17 protein-coding genes are annotated in these 18,338 nt (G+C 66.9%); 16 read left to right on the top strand and 1 reads right to left on the bottom strand.

All coding sequences use genetic code 11. The features are described 5' to 3' along the window. Positions 1 to 63: 63 nt before the first annotated feature. The 8 genes from AC07Y4_RS17595 (at position 64) to AC07Y4_RS17560 (ending at position 10,424) form a co-directional block, all read left to right on the top strand. Positions 64 to 4,809, top strand: a complete 4,746-nt coding sequence (locus AC07Y4_RS17595; protein ID WP_095949872.1) for a glutamate synthase-related protein — start codon at positions 64 to 66, stop codon at positions 4,807 to 4,809. A 35-nt stretch (positions 4,810 to 4,844) separates the two neighbouring features. After that, the gene (locus AC07Y4_RS17590; RefSeq protein WP_062471739.1) at positions 4,845 to 6,323 is read left to right on the top strand and encodes a glutamate synthase subunit beta; all 1,479 of its coding nucleotides are present in this window, start codon (positions 4,845 to 4,847) and stop codon (positions 6,321 to 6,323) included. Between the two features lie 65 nt (positions 6,324 to 6,388). Next, entirely contained in the window at positions 6,389 to 7,252 is an 864-nt protein-coding gene (locus tag AC07Y4_RS17585; protein ID WP_070059938.1) for an ABC transporter ATP-binding protein, read from the top strand. Beyond that, positions 7,249 to 8,031, top strand: a complete 783-nt coding sequence (mlaE, locus tag AC07Y4_RS17580) for a lipid asymmetry maintenance ABC transporter permease subunit MlaE (RefSeq protein WP_062471733.1) — start codon at positions 7,249 to 7,251, stop codon at positions 8,029 to 8,031. Before AC07Y4_RS17585 ends, mlaE begins: the two co-directional genes overlap by 4 nt. Before the next feature lie 41 nt (positions 8,032 to 8,072). Beyond that, a complete protein-coding gene (gene mlaD, locus AC07Y4_RS17575; RefSeq protein WP_062471729.1) occupies positions 8,073 to 8,561 on the top strand; it encodes an outer membrane lipid asymmetry maintenance protein MlaD in 489 nt (162 codons plus the stop codon). Then, on the top strand, positions 8,558 to 9,307 hold the full coding sequence (locus AC07Y4_RS17570; RefSeq protein ID WP_070059937.1) for an MlaA family lipoprotein: 750 nt from the start codon (positions 8,558 to 8,560) through the stop codon (positions 9,305 to 9,307). The genes mlaD and AC07Y4_RS17570 overlap by 4 nt, the downstream gene beginning before the upstream one ends. Positions 9,308 to 9,473: 166 nt before the next feature. Continuing rightward, positions 9,474 to 10,136 (top strand): MlaC/ttg2D family ABC transporter substrate-binding protein, encoded by a 663-nt coding sequence (locus AC07Y4_RS17565; RefSeq protein ID WP_354347910.1) that lies wholly within the window; start codon positions 9,474 to 9,476, stop codon positions 10,134 to 10,136. Between the two features lie 12 nt (positions 10,137 to 10,148). Beyond that, the gene (locus AC07Y4_RS17560) at positions 10,149 to 10,424 is read left to right on the top strand and encodes an STAS domain-containing protein (RefSeq protein ID WP_062471718.1); all 276 of its coding nucleotides are present in this window, start codon (positions 10,149 to 10,151) and stop codon (positions 10,422 to 10,424) included. 10 nt (positions 10,425 to 10,434) lie between these two features. Here AC07Y4_RS17560 and AC07Y4_RS17555 read toward each other — a convergent pair whose 3' ends face one another. Beyond that, positions 10,435 to 11,793 carry a serine hydrolase domain-containing protein gene (locus AC07Y4_RS17555; RefSeq protein ID WP_495274866.1) on the bottom strand — a complete coding sequence of 453 codons (1,359 nt, stop codon included), beginning with the start codon at positions 11,791 to 11,793 and terminating at the stop codon, positions 10,435 to 10,437. Between the two features lie 90 nt (positions 11,794 to 11,883). Here AC07Y4_RS17555 and AC07Y4_RS17550 point away from each other — a divergent pair, with 90 nt between their 5' ends. From AC07Y4_RS17550 to AC07Y4_RS17515, 8 genes are all read left to right on the top strand, one after another. Then, positions 11,884 to 12,018, top strand: coding sequence for a hypothetical protein (locus AC07Y4_RS17550; RefSeq protein ID WP_495274865.1), 135 nt, complete (start codon positions 11,884 to 11,886; stop codon positions 12,016 to 12,018). Between the two features lie 179 nt (positions 12,019 to 12,197). After that, a complete protein-coding gene (locus tag AC07Y4_RS17545; RefSeq protein ID WP_070059934.1) occupies positions 12,198 to 13,145 on the top strand; it encodes an ABC transporter ATP-binding protein in 948 nt (315 codons plus the stop codon). Then, the gene (locus AC07Y4_RS17540) at positions 13,142 to 13,906 is read left to right on the top strand and encodes an ABC transporter permease (protein ID WP_070059933.1); all 765 of its coding nucleotides are present in this window, start codon (positions 13,142 to 13,144) and stop codon (positions 13,904 to 13,906) included. The genes AC07Y4_RS17545 and AC07Y4_RS17540 overlap by 4 nt, the downstream gene beginning before the upstream one ends. 19 nt (positions 13,907 to 13,925) lie before the next feature. Beyond that, positions 13,926 to 14,168 carry a BolA family protein gene (locus tag AC07Y4_RS17535; protein WP_062471708.1) on the top strand — a complete coding sequence of 81 codons (243 nt, stop codon included), beginning with the start codon at positions 13,926 to 13,928 and terminating at the stop codon, positions 14,166 to 14,168. Positions 14,169 to 14,210: 42 nt separating this feature from the next. After that, a complete protein-coding gene (murA, locus tag AC07Y4_RS17530; RefSeq protein WP_495274864.1) occupies positions 14,211 to 15,500 on the top strand; it encodes a UDP-N-acetylglucosamine 1-carboxyvinyltransferase in 1,290 nt (429 codons plus the stop codon). Continuing rightward, complete coding sequence (gene hisG / locus AC07Y4_RS17525) at positions 15,497 to 16,138, top strand: ATP phosphoribosyltransferase (protein ID WP_390346376.1); 642 nt, start codon at positions 15,497 to 15,499, stop codon at positions 16,136 to 16,138. The genes murA and hisG overlap by 4 nt, the downstream gene beginning before the upstream one ends. 11 nt (positions 16,139 to 16,149) lie before the next feature. Continuing rightward, positions 16,150 to 17,472, top strand: coding sequence for a histidinol dehydrogenase (hisD, locus tag AC07Y4_RS17520; RefSeq protein WP_095949880.1), 1,323 nt, complete (start codon positions 16,150 to 16,152; stop codon positions 17,470 to 17,472). Positions 17,473 to 17,509: 37 nt separating this feature from the next. Further along, entirely contained in the window at positions 17,510 to 18,337 is an 828-nt protein-coding gene (locus tag AC07Y4_RS17515; protein ID WP_095949881.1) for a hypothetical protein, read from the top strand. The last annotated feature ends 1 nt before the right edge of the window (position 18,338 follow it).

Below are 18,338 nucleotides of genomic sequence, written 5' to 3'. Positions count from 1 at the left end.
GTTTGGCATTCTTTGTGCATCGCAATATGCTCCCTTTCCCTGCGAAAACTGAAGGAGCGCGCCATGACGACGGCTGCCGAGATTCAACACCTCCAAGAACACGGTCTGTATTCCGGTGCCGATGAGCACGACGCCTGCGGCGTCGGCTTCGTCGCCCACATCAAGGGCGAGAAGAGCCACGCCATCGTGCTGCAGGGCCTGAAGATCCTCGAGAACCTCGACCACCGCGGCGCCGTCGGCGCCGACAAGCTGATGGGCGACGGCGCCGGCATCCTGATCCAGCTGCCCGACCTGCTGTACCGCGAAGAAATGGCCAAGCAGGGCGTCACGCTGCCCCCGCCCGGCGAATACGGCGTCGGCATGATCTTCCTGCCGAAGGAACACGCCTCGCGCGAAGCCTGCGAGCAGGAAATGGAACGCGCCATCAAGGCCGAAGGCCAGGTGCTGTTGGGCTGGCGCGACGTGCCGGTCAACCGCGACATGCCCATGTCGCCCACCGTGCGCGAAAAGGAACCGCTGCTGCGCCAGATCTTCATCGGCCGCGGCAACGACGTGATCGTGCAGGACGCGCTGGAGCGCAAGCTGTACGTGATCCGCAAGACCGCCAGTGCCAACATCCAGCGCCTGAAGCTCAAGCACAGCAAGGAATACTACGTTCCGAGCATGTCCAGCCGCACCGTGGTCTACAAGGGCCTGCTGCTGGCCGACCAGGTGGGTACCTACTACCTCGACCTGCAGGACAAGCGTTGCGTCTCGGCCCTCGGCCTCGTGCACCAGCGCTTCTCGACCAACACCTTCCCCGAGTGGCCGCTGGCCCACCCGTACCGCTATGTCGCCCACAACGGCGAAATCAACACGGTCAAGGGCAACTACAACTGGATGAAGGCGCGCGAAGGCGTGATGTCGTCGCCCGTGCTCGGCGCCGACCTGCAGAAGCTCTACCCGATCAGCTTCGCCGGCCAGTCCGACACCGCCACCTTCGACAACTGCCTCGAGCTGCTGACGATGGCCGGCTACCCCATCAGCCAGGCCGTGATGATGATGATTCCCGAGCCCTGGGAACAGCACGCCACCATGGACACGCGCCGCCGCGCGTTCTATGAGTACCACGCCGCCATGCTCGAGCCGTGGGACGGCCCGGCCTCCATCGTGTTCACCGACGGCCGCCAGATCGGCGCCACGCTGGACCGCAACGGCCTGCGTCCCTCGCGCTACTGCGTGACCGACGACGACCTGGTCATCATGGCCTCCGAGTCGGGCGTGCTGCCCGTGCCCGAGCAGAAGATCGTGCGCAAGTGGCGCCTGCAGCCCGGCAAGATGTTCCTGATCGACCTGGAGCAGGGCCGCATGATCGACGACGAGGAGGTCAAGGCCACCCTTGCCAACAGCAAGCCCTACAAGCAGTGGATCGAGAACCTGCGCATCAAGCTCGACAGCGTCAAGGCCGAACCGGCCGCGATTCCCGTGAGCCAGGTCGCGCTGCTCGACCGCCAGCAGGCCTTCGGCTACACCCAGGAAGACATCAAGTTCCTGATGAGCCCGATGGCGCAGGCCGGCGAAGAAGGCATCGGCTCCATGGGCAACGACAGCCCGCTGGCCGTGCTCTCCAGCAAGAACAAGCCGCTGTACAACTACTTCAAGCAGCTGTTCGCGCAGGTGACCAACCCGCCGATCGACCCGATCCGCGAAGCGATCGTGATGTCGCTCGTGTCCTTCATCGGCCCCAAGCCGAACCTGCTGGACATCAACCAGGTCAACCCGCCGATGCGGCTCGAAGTGAGCCAGCCCATTCTCGACTTCGCCGACATGGCGAAGCTGCGCGACATCGGCCGCTACACGCAAGGCAAGTTCAAGAGCTACGTGCTCGACATCACCTACCCGCTGGGCTGGGGCGATGAAGGCGTCGAAGCCAAGCTGGCCTCGCTGTGCGCCGAAGCGGTCGATGCCATCAAGGGCGGCCACAACATCCTGATCGTGAGTGACCGCGGCGTGGGCCCGACGCAAGTCGCGATCCCCGCGGTGCTGGCCCTCTCGGCCGTGCACCAGTACCTCGTGCGCGAAGGCTTGCGCACTACCGCCGGCCTCGTGGTCGAGACCGGTTCGGCGCGCGAAGTGCATCACTTCGGCGTGCTCGCCGGCTACGGTGCCGAAGCCGTGCACCCGTACCTCGCGATGGAAACGCTGGCGGCCATGCACGCCGACCTGCCGGGCGACCTGAGCGCCGACAAGGCGGTCTACAACTACGTCAAGGCCATCGGCAAGGGCCTGTCGAAGATCATGTCGAAGATGGGTGTCAGCACCTACATGAGCTACTGCGGCGCCCAGCTGTTCGAGGCCATCGGCCTGAACACCGAAACGGTGAACAAGTACTTCACCGGCACCGCCAGCCGCGTGGAAGGCATCGGCGTCTTCGAGATCGCCGAAGAAGCCATCCGCATGCACAAGGCCGCCTTCGGCGACGACCCGGTGCTCGCCCACATGCTGGACGCCGGCGGCGAATACGCTTGGCGCACCCGCGGCGAAGAGCACATGTGGACGCCCGACGCCATCGCCAAGCTGCAGCACAGCACGCGCTCCAACAACTGGAACACGTACAAGGAATACGCGCAGCTCATCAACGACCAGAACCGCCGCCATCTCACGCTGCGCGGCCTGTTCGAGTTCAAGATCGATCCGGCCAAGGCCATTCCGGTGGACGAGGTCGAAGCCGCTGCCGAAATCGTCAAGCGCTTCGCCACCGGCGCGATGTCGCTCGGCTCGATCAGCACCGAGGCGCACGCCACGCTCGCCATTGCCATGAACCGCATCGGCGGCAAGAGCAACACGGGCGAAGGCGGTGAAGACCCGGCGCGTTACCGCAACGAACTGAAGGGCATCCCGATCAAGCAAGGCGACACGCTCAAGAGCGTGATCGGCGCGGCCAACGTTGAGGTCGATCTGCCGCTGAACGACGGCGACTCGCTGCGTTCGCGCATCAAGCAGGTGGCTTCGGGCCGCTTCGGTGTCACCGCCGAGTACCTGCACTCGGCCGACCAGATCCAGATCAAGATGGCGCAAGGTGCCAAGCCGGGCGAGGGCGGTCAGCTGCCCGGCGGCAAGGTCACCGAGTACATCGGCAAGCAGCGCTATGCCGTGCCGGGCGTGGGCCTCATCTCGCCGCCGCCGCACCACGACATCTACTCGATCGAAGATCTTGCACAGCTGATCCACGACCTGAAGAACACCGCGCCGCACGCGAGCATCAGCGTGAAGCTGGTGAGCGAGATCGGCGTTGGCACCATCGCTGCAGGCGTGGCCAAGTGCAAGAGCGACCACGTCGTGATCGCCGGCCATGACGGCGGCACGGGCGCTTCGCCCTGGTCGTCGATCAAGCATGCGGGCAGCCCGTGGGAAATCGGCCTGGCCGAGACGCAGCAGACGCTGGTGCTCAACCGCCTGCGCAGCCGCATCCGCGTGCAGGCCGACGGCCAGATGAAGACCGGCCGCGACGTCGCCATCGGCGCGTTGCTGGGCGCCGACGAATTCGGCTTCGCCACCGCGCCGCTGGTGGTCGAGGGCTGCATCATGATGCGCAAGTGCCACCTGAACACCTGCCCGGTGGGCGTGGCCACGCAGGACCCGGTGCTGCGCAAGAAGTTCTCGGGCAAGCCCGAGCACGTCGTCAACTACTTCTTCTTCGTCGCGGAAGAAGTGCGCCAGATCATGGCCCAGCTGGGCATCCGCAAGTTCGACGACCTGATCGGCCGCGCCGACCTGCTCGACATGCGCAAGGGCATCGAGCACTGGAAGGCCTCGGGCCTCGATTTCAGCCGCCTGTTCGCGCTGCCGACCGTGCCAGCCGACGTGCCGCGCTTCCATGTCGAGAACCAGGACCACGGCCTCGAGCGCGCGCTGGACGTGAAGCTCATCGAGAAGTCGCGTCCCGCCATCGACAAGGGCGAGAAGGTGCAGTTCATCGAGGTGGCGCGCAACGTCAACCGCTCGGTGGGCGCCATGCTTTCGGGCGCGCTGACCAAGGTGCACCCGCAAGGCCTGCCCGACGACTCGATCCGCATCCAGCTCGAAGGCACGGGCGGCCAGTCGTTCGGCGCCTTCCTGGCACGCGGCATCACGCTGTACCTGATCGGCGACGCCAACGACTACACCGGCAAGGGCCTCTCGGGCGGCCGCGTGGTGGTGCGCCCCAGCCTCGACTTCCGCGGTGAAGCCGCGCGCAACACCATCGTCGGCAACACCGCGCTGTACGGCGCGACCACCGGCGAGGCCTACCTGTGCGGCGTGGCCGGCGAGCGCTTCGCAGTGCGCCTGTCGGGCGCCACGGCGGTCATCGAAGGCACCGGCGACCACGGTTGCGAATACATGACCGGCGGCACGGTGGCCGTGCTCGGCAAGACGGGCCGCAACTTCGCGGCCGGCATGAGCGGCGGCGTCGCCTTCGTCTACGACGAAGACGGCCAGTTCGCCTCGCGCTGCAACCTCTCGATGGTGTCGCTCGACAAGGTGCTCACCTCGGCCGAGCAGACCGCCAGCGTGCATCGCAAGATCTGGCACGGCGGCGAGACCGACGAAGCGCAGCTCAAGAAGCTGCTCGAAGAGCACCACCGCTGGACCGGCAGCAAGCGCGCGCGCGAGCTGCTCGACAACTGGGCCGAGTCGCGCACCAAGTTCGTCAAGGTGTTTCCGAACGAGTACAAGCGCGCGCTGGCCGAACTGCACGACCGCCAGGTCGAGCTGGCCAGCAGCGGCAACAACGCCCACGTCGGCCTCGAGCCGCACGCACTGGCCGCGCCCGCCACGGCCGCCGTCTGAGCGCGCCATAGATACGAAGAACAGAGGAAAGCACGATGGGAAAGATCACCGGCTTCATGGAGCATGAGCGCATCGAAGAGGGCTACAAGCCTGTCGAAGAGCGCGTCAAGCACTACAAGGAATTCGTCGTCGGCCTGAACACCGACCAGGCCAAGGTGCAGGGCGCACGTTGCATGGACTGCGGCACGCCGTTCTGCAACAGCGGCTGCCCGGTCAACAACATCATTCCGGACTTCAACGACCTCGTGTACCGCGACGATTGGCAGAACGCCTTCGCGGTGCTCGACTCGACCAACAACTTCCCCGAGTTCACCGGCCGCATCTGCCCCGCGCCTTGCGAGGCCGCCTGCGTGCTCAACGTGAACGACGACGCAGTCGGCATCAAGTCGCTGGAACACGCGATCATCGACCGCGCCTGGGACGAAGGCTGGGTGGCGCCGCGCGTCGCCAAGCACAAGACCGGCAAGAAGGTCGCCGTGGTGGGCTCCGGCCCGGCCGGCATGGCTGCCGCGCAGCAACTGGCGCGCGCCGGCCACGACGTCACGCTGTTCGAGAAGAACGACCGTGTCGGCGGCTTGCTGCGCTACGGCATTCCCGACTTCAAGATGGAGAAGTCGCACATCGACCGCCGCGTCGAGCAGATGAAGGCCGAAGGCGTGACCTTCCGCACCGGCGTGATGGTCGGTGCCGCGAAAGACCCGCTGGGCAAGGGCTCCAAGGTCACCAACCTGGCCAAGGAAACCGTCACGCCGGAGCAGCTGCAGAAAGACTTCGACGCCGTGGTGCTCACCGGCGGCGCCGAGCAATCGCGCGACCTGCCCGTGCCGGGGCGTGACCTCGACGGCATTCATTTCGCGATGGAGTTCCTGCCGCAGCAGAACCGCGTCAACGCGGGCGACAAGGTCAAGGGCCAGCTGCGCGCCGACGGCAAGCACGTCATCGTGATCGGCGGCGGCGACACCGGCTCCGACTGCGTGGGCACGAGCAACCGCCACGGCGCCGTGAGCGTCACGCAGTTCGAACTGATGCCGCAGCCGCCGGAAGAAGAGAACCGTCCGCTGACCTGGCCCTACTGGCCGATCAAGCTGCGCACCAGCTCCAGCCACGAAGAAGGCTGCGAGCGCGAGTTCGCCATCTCGACCAAGGAGTTCATCGGCGAGAAGGGCAAGGTCACCGGCCTGAAGACCGTGCGCGTCGAGTGGAAGGACGGCAAGATGCAGGAAGTGCCCGGCAGCGAGCAGATCCTCAAGGCCGACCTGGTGCTGCTGGCGATGGGCTTCATCAGCCCCGTGGCCACCGTTCTCGACGCCTTCGGTGTCGAGAAGGACGCCCGCGGCAACGCGCGCGCCACGGTCGACTTCATCGGCGGCTATGCCACCAATGTGCCCAAGGTGTTCGCCGCAGGTGACATTCGCCGCGGCCAATCGCTGGTGGTGTGGGCGATTCGCGAAGGCCGTCAAGCGGCGCGTTCGGTCGACGAATTTTTGATGGGATTCAGCGACTTACCGCGCTGATTTTTGTTTCAGTGAAGCGGCGCCGTTCGCGGCCCCGTTATCATCCGCGGAAACCGCATGCCGGGATGCCTGAGAAGGCGCCCGGCTTTTTTATTGAGATGGACCCAGCCACACCCACGTCTTCCTCCTTCGTCGAGTTCCGCGATGTCACGTTCGGCTACGGCGCGCGCGCGATCCTCGACGGCGTGTCGTTTTCCGTGCCGCGCGGCAAGGTGACGGCGTTGATGGGGGCATCGGGTGGCGGCAAGACCACCGTGCTGCGCCTCATCGGCGGCCAGCAGCGCGCCCAACGCGGCGAGGTGCTGTTCGACGGGAAGGATGTCGGTCACTTCGATGTCGCGACGCTGTATGCGGCGCGGCGCCGCATGGGCATGCTGTTCCAGTTCGGTGCGCTGTTCACCGACATCAGCGTGTTCGACAACGTGGCCTTTCCGCTGCGCGAGCACACGCAGCTGTCGGAAGCGCTGGTGCGCGACATCGTGCTCATGAAGCTGGACGCCGTCGGCCTGCGCGGCGCGCGCGACCTGATGCCCAGCGAGGTGTCGGGCGGCATGGCGCGGCGCGTGGCGCTGGCGCGTGCGATCGCGCTCGACCCCGACCTCGTGATGTACGACGAGCCCTTCGCGGGGCTCGATCCGATCTCGCTGGGCACGGCCGCGCGGCTGATCCGCCAGCTCAACGACGCGCTCGGCCTCACCAGCATCATCGTGTCGCACGACCTCGAGGAAACCTTCCGCATCGCCGATCACGTGATCATCCTGGCCAACGGCGGCATCGCCGCGCAGGGGCGGCCCGACGAGGTGCGCGAGAGCGTCGATCCGCTGGTGCACCAGTTCGTCAATGCACTGCCTGACGGGCCGGTGCGGTTCCACTACCCCGGTGTCAGCATCGAAGACGACTTCGGCAATGGCGAAGGAGGGCGCTCATGACCTGGTGGAAGCCCGCCGACGTCGGCTTTGCCGTGCGCAGCCAACTGGCCGACATGGGCCATGCGGCCAAGCTGTTCCTGCGCCTGCTCGGCCCGGGCGCGCAGATCATGCGCCGCTTCGGGCTGGTGCGTGACCAGATCCATTTCCTGGGCAACTACTCGCTCGCCATCATTGGCGTGTCGGGTCTGTTCGTGGGCTTTGTGCTCGGGCTGCAGATGTACTACGCGCTGCAGCGCTACGGCTCGTCCGAGGCGCTCGGCCTGCTGGTCGCGCTGAGCCTCGTGCGCGAACTCGGTCCCGTGGTGGCGGCCCTGCTGTTCACCGGCCGGGCCGGCACCTCGCTGACGGCCGAGATCGGTCTCATGAAAGCCAACGAGCAGTTGAGCGCCATGGAAATGATGGCGGTCGACCCGGTGCAGCGCATCCTCGCGCCGCGCTTCTGGGCCGGCGTCATCACCATGCCGCTGCTGGCGGCCGTGTTCAGCGCGGTCGGCATCATGGGCGGCTATGTCGTGGGCGTGCTGATGCTGGGCGTCGACCCGGGCGCGTTCTGGGGCCAGATGCAGGGCGGCGTCGATGTCTGGCGCGACGTCGGCAACGGCGTCATCAAGAGCATCGTGTTCGGTTTCACCGTGACCTTCGTCGCGTTGCTGCAGGGCTTCGAGGCCCAGCCGACGCCCGAGGGCGTGTCGCGCGCCACCACGCGCACCGTTGTGATGGCGTCGCTGGCGGTCTTGGGGCTCGATTTCTTGCTCACCGCCATGATGTTCAGTATCTAAAGGGGCCTCGGCTCCATCGTTCTAGACAGAGAGTGCAAACCATGCAACGTTCCACCAACGACATCTGGGTCGGCCTGTTCGTGCTGATCGGCGGCGCCGCCTTGCTGTTCCTGGCGCTGCAGTCGGCCAACCTGTTGAGCCTGAACTTCCAGAAGACCTACACGGTCACCGCGCGTTTCGACAACATCGGCGGGCTCAAGCCCCAGACCGCGGTCAAGAGCGCTGGTGTGGTGGTCGGTCGTGTGGAATCCATCGCGTTCAACGACAAGGCCTTTCAGGCCGATGTGACGCTGGCGCTGCAAAACCGTTACAGTTTTCCCAAGGACAGCTCGCTCAAGATCCTGACCAGTGGCCTGCTCGGCGAGCAGTACATCGGCATCGAGGCGGGCGCCGAGGAAAAGAACCTGCAAGCCGGCGACACCATCACCGCGACCCAATCGGCCGTGGTGCTGGAGAACCTGATCAGCCAGTTCCTGTACAGCAAGGCAGCCGAGGGGAATACGGCGCCGGGAACAGCCAACAAGAAATGACCACACGACTTTTTTCGTCGACTGCTATTAAAAGTGTAGCTAGCTCCGCCCGTTGGGCCACCGCCACCGTCGGTTTCGCCCTCGTGGCCGGATGCGCCACCGGATCCGGCGCAAGCCCGACCGACCCCTTCGAGCCGTACAACCGCGGCATGACGCGCTTCAACGACACCGTCGATGAGGCCGTGCTGGAGCCCGTGGCCACTGCCTACCAGAACGTGGTGCCCTCGCTGGTGCGCCAGGGCGTGACCAACTTCTTCAGCAACCTCGGTGACATCTGGAGCCTGGCCAACAACGTGGCCCAGCTCAAGCTGCAGAACAGCGCCGAGACCTTCATGCGGCTGAACGTCAACACCTTCTTCGGCCTGGGCGGCCTGCTCGACGTCGCCTCCGAGGCGCGCCTGCCGCGCCACGAGGAAGACTTCGGCCAGACGCTGGGCTACTGGGGCGTGGGCGCCGGTCCGTACGTCGTGCTGCCGTTGCTCGGCCCCTCCACGCTGCGCGACACGATCGCCCGGCCGCTCGACATGTACGGCGACGCGCAGGGTCACATCCACGACATCGCCTGGCGCAATTCGCTGGCAGGCCTGCGTGTCGTGGACACCCGCTCGCGCTACCTGGGTGCCACCCGCCTGCTCGACGAAGCCGCGCTCGACAAATATTCGTTCACGCGCGATGCGTTCCTGCAGCGCCGCCGCAACCAGGTCTACGACGGCAACCCGCCGGACGACGACAACGCCGGCAAGTGACGGCAAAAGGGGGCGGACGGGGTGGTCCTGCTTGCATCCGGTTGCAAGGCTTCACCTCCGCTTCAGGAACCCGGTCGGCCTGGCGCCTGTCGAAACCGTTCCTGTCTCAGCACGGGGCCATTGGCTGCACCGTGCAGGGAAGACAATTCAACCTGAGGGACTCACCATGAACAACAAGATCTTGCTGCAACGACGCGACCTGGGCCGCCTGGCATTGGCCGGCGCGCTGCTGTTCGGCGCCGCCACCGCCTTCGTGCACCAGCCCGCGTACGCGGCCGACGAGGCCCCCGACGCGCTCGTCAAGCGCCTGTCGACCGACGTGCTCGAGACCATCAAGGCCGACTCGTCGATCAAGGCCGGTGACATCAACAAGATCATGCTGCTGGTCGACAGCAAGATCATGCCCAACGTCAACTTCCAGCGCATGACCGCCTCGGCCGTCGGCCCGGCCTGGCGCCAGGCCACGCCCGAGCAGCAAAAGCGCCTGCAGGACGAGTTCAAGACCCTGCTGGTGCGCACCTACGCCGGCGCGCTCGACCAGGTGAGCGACCAGACCGTCACCATCCGCCCGTTCCGCGGCGCGCCCACCGACACCGACGTGCTCGTGCGCACCGAGGTCAAGGGCCGCGGCGACCCGGTGCAGCTGGACTACCGCCTCGAAAAAACGCCGGGGCAGGGCGCCGGCTGGAAGGTCTACAACCTGAATGTGCTGGGCGTGTGGCTGGTCGACACCTACCGCACCCAGTTCGCGCAGGAAATCAACAAGAGCGGCATCGATGGCCTGATTGCCGCGCTGGCCGCGCGCAACAAGGGCAACGGCAAGGGCTGACGGGCGCACGCCATGCTGGTCCTTCCCTCCCGACTTACCCACGACGAGGCTCCTGCCTGCATGCGCATGCTGCAGCAGGGGCTCAAGGGCCAGACCGATTCGTCGTCCACCGTGGTCGACGCCACGGCGCTGGCCCAGTTCGATTCCTCCGCGCTGGCGGTGCTGCTCGAGTGCCGGCGCGAATCCAGCGCGCTGGGCCGGGGGTTCTCAGTCAAGGGCCTGTCGCCGCGCCTGCGCGAGCTGGCCGCGCTGTACGGCATCGCGGGCCTTCTGCCCGCTGCACCCTGACCCCCACACCCTAGCGCGTGCGTGGCACTGCTGCGGTCAGCAGCGTGAGTGCCTTGTTCAGGGTCGAGGTCGCGAATCGCTCCCCCTTGGAGTGGCCGATGCGCACGACGACGAGATCGTGCGACGGAATCACGAGCACGAACTGGCCCCCTGCGCCGAGCATGTAGTAGGCCGTCGTCGGCACCGCCAGTGCCCCCGTCCCATTGATCCAGAAGAATCCCCCGTAGATGGGGCGCTGGTCTGCGGCCCAGGCTGGTGCGGCCGTGCTCACGAAATTGACGAACCCCTCGGGAAGAATGCGCTCCCCGTTCCACACGCCGTCCTGCAGGTAGAGGTTGGCCAGCCGGGCCCAATCGCGCGCCGACATGAAGTCGTAGCCTTGCGTGAGGAAGTTGCCGTAGGGATCGGTCTCGATCACCATGGAGCGGATGCCGATCTTGTCGAAGATGGCGCGTTGCGGGAACGAGAGGTACTCCTCGCCGCGCTTCTCGACTCCAAGACGGACCAGGTAATTGGCAAGCACCGGATCGGTGTTGCGGTAGCGGCCCACCGTGTTGGGCGGCCATTGCTGCGGTCGGGTCGCGGCGTAGTTGAATGCGTTGATCCGGCCCGTGTAGTAGTAGATGTGATCGGGGTAGGTGCCGTTGGGATCGAAGTCCGGATCGTCCGGGGCCTTGATGCGCAGCCCGCTGGACATGCGCAGGATGTCGGCAATGCGGATCTGCTGGCGGCCGTCGCCGGCACCTTGCCATTCGGGAATCGGCGCGGGCTGGTCGAGCTTGTACACGCCCTGCTTGATCAGCACGCCCATCATCGTGGCCACGACGCTTTTGCCCATCGACCATGATTCGAGCGGCGTTGTCGCGCTGATGCCGCTCATGTAGCGCTCGCCGATGAGCCGCCCCTTGTGCGTGACCACGAAGGCGGCGGTGTAGGCCTCCGTGGTTTCGAAGGCGGCGCCGAGGGCCTGGTTCACCTTGGCCATGTCGACGTCGGCGGGCGGCGGGTCGTTCGGCAGCACATCGCCCATGGGCCAGGGCACGGTCGTGGGGTCGGCCAGCGCGCTCTTGACATTGACGGGGGTGAAGAGAACGTCGTCCTTGCCGGGCGGCAGCGTGATGCAACCCTGCGAGCCGAAGTGGCGGGCCACCAGCGTCGGACCGCCGTTGGGCATCGTGATCCGGACCTCTTTCTTGGTGCGGTCGACGACCGGCGCTCCCACCTTCTTGCGCTGTTCGTACGGCCCCGTGAAGTACCCGACGGTTTCGGCGGCGACCGCTGGATCGAGTCCGGTGATGAAGACCGCCGAGCACATGGCCTTGGCATAGCCAGACGTGTTGTGCTCCAGCACATCGCCGGGTGGTGGCACGTAGGGCGTGTCCAGCTCCAGGCACTTGGCGCGCGCAATGAGTGCATCGCGGGCTGGCAGCTGGGCCGAACCGGCAGATGAAGTGCAAGGTTGGGCGGTGCCACCCCCTGCGCCAGCGCCTGCGCCGCCACCAACAAGGGCGATGCCGCCACCACCTCCGCCGCCACCACCTCCTCCCCCGCAAGCAGTCAGCACCATCGCCAGGAGCAGGGCGGCAACGGTTGAGAGGGGGCTGCGGGTCAAACACTTCATTGGCGTTCCTCGCGATGGGCGGTTGCGGTGCGCAAAATCGGCACCGGCGGGATTGTGGGTGAACTTCGGGCCGATGCCTAGCGTGGCCGGCTCCCCGCGTTCACCCCTGAACAGCGCCGAAAAACCCATCGCCCGTAAAATCGCGGGCTCCCATGCCCGCGATCTCATTCCAGTCGGTCTCCAAGACCTACCCTCCCTCCCGTCAGCAACGCGCCCAAGGCAAGCAGGGGCTGCGTGCGGTCGACGAGGTTTCCTTCCAGATCGAGCCGGGCGAGTTCTTCGGCCTGCTCGGCCCCAACGGCGCGGGCAAGACCACCCTCATCAGCATGCTGGCGGGCCTGTCGCGGCCCACGGCGGGCGCGATCAGCGTGCACGGCTTCGACGTGCAGCGTGACTACGCCGAAGCCCGGCGCCAGCTCGGCATCGTGCCGCAGGAGCTGGTGTTCGACCCCTTCTTCAACGTGCGCGAGTCGCTGCGCATCCAGTCGGGCTACTTCGGCATCAAGAACAACGAAGCCTGGATCGACGAGCTGCTGCAAAGCCTGGGCCTGGCCGACAAGGCCACCGCCAACATGCGCCAGCTCTCGGGCGGCATGAAGCGCCGGGTGCTGGTGGCGCAGGCGCTGGTGCACAAGCCACCGGTCATCGTGCTCGACGAGCCCACGGCCGGCGTCGACGTCGAATTGCGCCAGACGCTCTGGCAGTTCGTCGCCAAGCTCAACAAGCAGGGCAGCACCGTGCTGCTCACCACCCACTACCTCGAAGAGGCCGAGGCGCTGTGCAGCCGCATCGCGATGCTCAAGCTCGGCAAGGTGATCGCCCTGGACCGCACCAGCGAGCTGCTGAAATCGGCCGCAAGCAACGTGCTGCGCTTCAAGACCGACGCCATGCTGCCCTGGGCCATCGCCCAGCACGCGCGCATCACCGGGCGCATCGTGCAGCTGCCGGCGCAGAACGCGCATGAAGTCGAACAACTGCTGGCCGCGATCCGCGAAGCCGGCGTCGCGGTGGAAGACGTGGAAATGCGCAAGGCCGACCTGGAAGACGTGTTCATCGACCTGATGGCGGGCGAGCAGACGCCGCTGGAGGTCTCGCGATGATGGCTGTCACAGGCTGGCGCGCGCTCCTGTACAAGGAAACGCTGCGCTTCTGGAAGGTCGGCTTCCAGACCGTCGGCGCGCCGGTGCTCACCGCGCTGCTGTACCTCATGGTGTTCGGCCATGTGCTCGAAGGCCGCGTGACGGTCTACGGCACCGTGGGCTACACCGCTTTCCTGATCCCCGGCCTCGTGATGATGAGCGTGCTGCAGAACGCGTTCGCGAACAGCTCGTCTTCGATCATCCAGAGCAAGATCATGGGCAACCTCGTGTTCGTGCTGCTCACGCCGCTGTCGCACTGGGGCTGGTTCTTCGCCTACGTGGGCTCCTCGGTGATCCGCGGGCTGGCGGTGGGTGTGGGCGTGTTCGCCGTGACCGTCTTCTTCGCCGTGCCGAGCTTCGTGGCGCCGGTGTGGATACTGGTGTTCGCGCTGCTGGGCTCGGCCATGCTGGGCACGCTCGGCCTCATCGCCGGGCTCTGGGCCGAGAAGTTCGACCAGATGGCCGTGTTCCAGAATTTCCTGATCATGCCCATGACCTTCCTGTCGGGCGTGTTCTATTCGATCGGCTCGCTGCCGCCGTTCTGGCAGAGCGTGAGCCACCTGAACCCCTTCTTCTACATGATCGACGGCTTCCGCTACGGTTTCTTCGGGGTGAGCGACGCTTCGCCCTGGCTGAGCTTCGGCATCGTCGGTTCCGCCTGGCTGGTGGTGAGCGCGATTGCCGTCCACCTCCTGCGCATCGGCTACAAAATCCGCGGCTGAACCCGCCTTCCAAGACCCCATGACCGCTGACGAACTCCAAGCCATCATCGCTGCCCATCTGCCGTGCGAGCACATCACGCTCGAGGGCGACGGCCGACATTGGTACGCGACCATCGTCTCGGCCGAATTCGAGGGCAAGCGCGCCATCCAGCGCCACCAGCGGGTCTACGCCACCCTCGGTGCGAAAATGCACACCGACGAGGTGCATGCGCTCTCGATGAAGACCTACACGCCGGCCGAATGGGCCGCCGTGGACAAATGACTTTCCGGCCCCTGCGGGCCTCCTGATTTCGCTGGATCCTTCATGGACAAACTTCTGATTCGCGGCGGGCGTGAGCTTCGCGGCGAAGTGCTCATTTCCGGCGCCAAGAACGCCGCGCTGCCCGAGCTGTGCGCAGCGCTGCTGACCGACCAGCCCGTGGTGCTGCACAACGTGCCGCGCCTGCAGGACGTGTCGACCATGCTCAAGCTGGTGCGCAACATGGGCGTGACGGCCGAGGCCGACGACAACGGCACCGTGCGTCTGAACGCCGGCGAGCTCGGCAACCCCGAGGCCCCCTACGAACTGGTGAAGACCATGCGCGCCTCGGTGCTGGCATTGGGCCCGCTGCTGGCGCGCTTCGGCCACGCCAAGGTGTCGCTGCCGGGCGGCTGCGCCATCGGCTCGCGGCCGGTCGACCAGCACATCAAGGGCCTGCAGGCGATGGGCGCCGAGATCGTGGTCGAGCACGGCTACATGGTCGCGCGCCTGCCCGAGGGCCGCACGCGGCTGAAGGGCGCGCGCATCCTGACCGACATGGTCACCGTCACCGGCACCGAGAACTTCCTCATGGCCGCCGCGCTGGCCGAGGGCGAGACGCTGCTCGAGAACGCCGCGCAGGAGCCCGAGATCGTCGACCTCGCCGAGATGCTGATCCGCATGGGCGCGAAGATCGAAGGCCACGGCACCAGCCACATCCGCATCCAGGGCGTCGAGAAGCTGCACGGCTGCGAACACGCCGTGGTGGCCGACCGCATCGAGGCCGGCACCTTCCTGTGCGCCGTGGCGGCCACCGGCGGCGAGGCCTTCCTGCGCCACGCGCGCGGCGACCACCTCGACGCCGTGATCGACAAGCTGCGCGACGCCGGCTGCACCGTCCTGACCGAGCCCAACGGCATCCGCATCGGCTCGCAGGGCCCGGCCTACGACCACCTGAAGGCGCAGAGCTTCAGCACGACCGAATACCCCGGCTTCCCGACCGACATGCAGGCCCAGTTCATGGCCCTGAACGTGATCGCGCGCGGCGCTTCGATGGTCACCGAGACCATCTTCGAGAACCGCTTCATGCACGTGAACGAGATGGTGCGCCTGGGCGCGCGCATCCACGTCGAAGGCAAGGTCGCGATGGTCGAGGGCGTGCAACAGCTCTCGGGCGCCACCGTGATGGCCACCGACCTGCGCGCCTCCGCCAGCCTCGTCATCGCCGGCCTCGTGGCCGAGGGCGAGACGCTGGTCGACCGCATCTACCACCTCGACCGGGGCTACGACCGCATGGAATCGAAACTGCGCGGCCTCGGTGCCGACATTGAACGCGTGACCGGAGCCGCCGCATGATCACCCTGGCTCTTTCCAAAGGCCGCATCTTCGAAGAGACGATGCCCCTGCTGGCCGCCGCCGGCATCGAGGTCACCGAAGACCCCGAGAAATCGCGCAAGCTCATCCTCGACACCACCCGCCCCGACGTGCGCGTGGTGCTGGTGCGCGCCTCCGACGTGCCCACCTACGTGCAGTACGGCGGCGCCGACCTGGGCGTGACCGGCCTGGACGTGCTGCTCGAGCACGGCAACCAGGGCCTGTACCAGCCGCTGGACCTGCGCATCGCGGCCTGCCGCCTCAGCGTGGCCGTGCGCGCCGACTACGACTACGCCTCGGCCGTGAAGCAGGGCTCGCGCCTGCGCGTGGCGACCAAGTACGTGGGCCTGTCGCGCGACTTCTTCGCCAGCAAGGGCGTGCACGTCGACCTGATCAAGCTCTACGGCAGCATGGAACTGGCGCCGCTCACGGGCCTGGCCGACGCCATCGTCGACCTGGTCTCTACCGGCAACACGCTCAAGGCCAACCACCTCGTCGAGGTGGAGCGCATCATGGACATCAGCGCCCGGCTGGTCGTCAACCAGGCCGCGCTCAAGCTCAAGCGCGAACCCATCCGCCGCATCATCGACGCCTTCGCGTCCGCCATTCCCTCCGCCTGAACCTCAAGCCCATGACTCTGCAAGCAGCCCCCGCCCGACTGTCCACGAACTCAGCCAGCTTCGACGCTGAATTCAAGGCGCGGCTGCATTGGTCCGCGGACGCGGACGCGGCGATCGAGAAGGTGGTGGCCGACATCCTCGCCGACGTGCAAAAGCGCGGCGACGAGGCGGTGCTGGAGTACACCAACCGCTTCGACAAGCTCGACGCGAAGACGCTGCCCGAGCTCGAACTCACGCAGGCCGAACTGAAGGCCGCCTTCGAGGCGCTCCCCGCTGTGCAGCGCGACGCGCTCGAAGCCGCCGCGCGCCGCGTGCGCAGCTACCACGAGGCGCAGAAGAAAGCCTCGGGCGAAAGCTGGAGCTACCGCGACGCCGACGGCACGCTGCTCGGCCAGAAGGTCACGCCGCTGGACCGCGTGGGCATCTACGTGCCGGGCGGCAAGGCCGCATACCCGTCGAGCGTGCTGATGAACGCCATTCCCGCGCACGTCGCGGGCGTGGGCGAGATCATCATGGTCGTGCCCACGCCGAAGGGCGAGAAGAACCAGCTCGTGCTCGCCGCCGCCTACGTGGCCGGCGTGACGCGCGGCTTCACCGTCGGCGGTGCGCAGGCTGTGGCCGCGCTGGCCTACGGCACGGCCACCATCCCGGCCTGCGACAAGATCACCGGCCCCGGCAACGCCTACGTGGCCGCCGCCAAGCGTCGCGTGTTCGGCACCGTGGGCATCGACATGATCGCCGGCCCGAGCGAGATCCTGGTGCTGGCCGACGGTTCCACGCCGCCCGACTGGGTGGCCATGGACCTGTTCAGCCAGGCCGAGCACGACGAACTGGCGCAAAGCATCCTGCTGTGCCCCGACGCCGCCTACATCGACCGCGTGCAGGCCGAGATCGACCGCCTGCTGCCGACCATGCCGCGCGCCGAGATCATCGCCGCCTCGCTCAACGGCCGCGGCGCGCTGATCCACACGAAGAGCATGGAAGAGGCCTGCGAGATCAGCAACCGCATCGCCCCCGAACACCTCGAGGTGAGCAGCAGCGAGCCGCACCGCTGGGAACCGCTGCTGCGCCACGCCGGCGCGATCTTCCTGGGCAACTTCACCAGCGAGAGCCTGGGCGACTACTGCGCCGGCCCGAACCACGTGCTGCCCACGAGCGGCACGGCGCGTTTCTCGAGCCCGCTGGGCGTGTACGACTTCCAGAAGCGCTCCAGCCTCATCGAGGTGAGCGAGGCTGGCGCGCAGGTGCTGGGCCCGATCGCGGTCACGCTGGCCGAAGGCGAGGGCCTGCAGGCGCACGCCGAAGCCGCGCGCATGCGCCTGCGTAAGATCTGAGGCTCCAACAACCCCGCTTCAGGGAGGAGCACGCCAGATGATTCAACGCCTCTATCGCTCGCGATTTTTCCGCTTCGCCACCGGCCTCGTTGCCGGTGCCGCCTTGCTGGCCGCCTGCACCCAGATGCCGCAAAACCGCGCCGAGACGACCGCGATGGCGGCCACGTCCAGTGCTGCAAAGCCTGCACCCGCGCCGGCCCAGCTCGGCACGCAATGGGGCGAAGGCATCGAGTCGAAGACCCGCACGGTGGCTGCCAAGCGCCTGTCCGACCAGCCCGACGACGTGGCCTCGATCGGCTACAACGACGCGGCCAGCGTGCGCCGCGACGCGGGCAGCAACCCCGAGCGCCGGCTGAACCTGCAGCTGGCCCAGGGCGACATCGAATGGTCGGTGCTCGACGAGAACGACCGTCCGCTGCCGTTGCAGCGCGCACGTCGAAGCGGCAACGACATGTTCCGCCTCGCCGGTGTCGAAGGCGCGCGCTACACGCTGCGCTTTCGCAACCTCAGCGACCGCAGCTACGAGGTGATCGCCACCGTTGACGGCCTGGACGTGCTCAACGGCAAGCCTGGCAGCCTGCGCAACGGCGGCTACGTGCTGCGCCCGCAGCAGACGCTCAACATCGAAGGCTTCCGCAAGAGCCAGAGCGAAGTGGCCGCCTTCCGTTTCGCCACGCCGGGCCGCGCCTACGCCGCGAACACCGAGGCCGGCGACGTGCGCAACATCGGCGTGATCGGCGCCGCGCTGTTCGAGCTCGAAGAGCCGAACGCCCCGCGCCGCACCCGCCGCGACGCCTCGCCGTCGCAGCCCAGCGCCTTCCCGGCCGACGGCGCGTACGCGCCGCCGCCGCGCTACCGCAAGTAAG

This window comes from Variovorax sp. GW460-12-1-14-LB1 (genome assembly GCF_059423605.1).
This window is presented reverse-complemented; position numbering and strand designations above follow the sequence as displayed.

Coding starts and splice junctions, on each gene's coding strand:
- AC07Y4_RS17545 (WP_070059934.1), top strand. CDS start 12,198: ATGCCCGCGATCTCATTCCAGTCGGTCTCCAAGACCTACCCTCCCTCC.
- AC07Y4_RS17595 (WP_095949872.1), top strand. CDS start 64: ATGACGACGGCTGCCGAGATTCAACACCTCCAAGAACACGGTCTGTAT.
- AC07Y4_RS17590 (WP_062471739.1), top strand. CDS start 4,845: ATGGGAAAGATCACCGGCTTCATGGAGCATGAGCGCATCGAAGAGGGC.
- AC07Y4_RS17515 (WP_095949881.1), top strand. CDS start 17,510: ATGATTCAACGCCTCTATCGCTCGCGATTTTTCCGCTTCGCCACCGGC.
- mlaE (WP_062471733.1), top strand. CDS start 7,249: ATGACCTGGTGGAAGCCCGCCGACGTCGGCTTTGCCGTGCGCAGCCAA.
- AC07Y4_RS17570 (WP_070059937.1), top strand. CDS start 8,558: ATGACCACACGACTTTTTTCGTCGACTGCTATTAAAAGTGTAGCTAGC.
- murA (WP_495274864.1), top strand. CDS start 14,211: ATGGACAAACTTCTGATTCGCGGCGGGCGTGAGCTTCGCGGCGAAGTG.
- AC07Y4_RS17585 (WP_070059938.1), top strand. CDS start 6,389: ATGCCTGAGAAGGCGCCCGGCTTTTTTATTGAGATGGACCCAGCCACA.
- hisD (WP_095949880.1), top strand. CDS start 16,150: ATGACTCTGCAAGCAGCCCCCGCCCGACTGTCCACGAACTCAGCCAGC.
- AC07Y4_RS17535 (WP_062471708.1), top strand. CDS start 13,926: ATGACCGCTGACGAACTCCAAGCCATCATCGCTGCCCATCTGCCGTGC.
- AC07Y4_RS17560 (WP_062471718.1), top strand. CDS start 10,149: ATGCTGGTCCTTCCCTCCCGACTTACCCACGACGAGGCTCCTGCCTGC.
- hisG (WP_390346376.1), top strand. CDS start 15,497: ATGATCACCCTGGCTCTTTCCAAAGGCCGCATCTTCGAAGAGACGATG.
- AC07Y4_RS17565 (WP_354347910.1), top strand. CDS start 9,474: ATGAACAACAAGATCTTGCTGCAACGACGCGACCTGGGCCGCCTGGCA.
- AC07Y4_RS17540 (WP_070059933.1), top strand. CDS start 13,142: ATGATGGCTGTCACAGGCTGGCGCGCGCTCCTGTACAAGGAAACGCTG.
- mlaD (WP_062471729.1), top strand. CDS start 8,073: ATGCAACGTTCCACCAACGACATCTGGGTCGGCCTGTTCGTGCTGATC.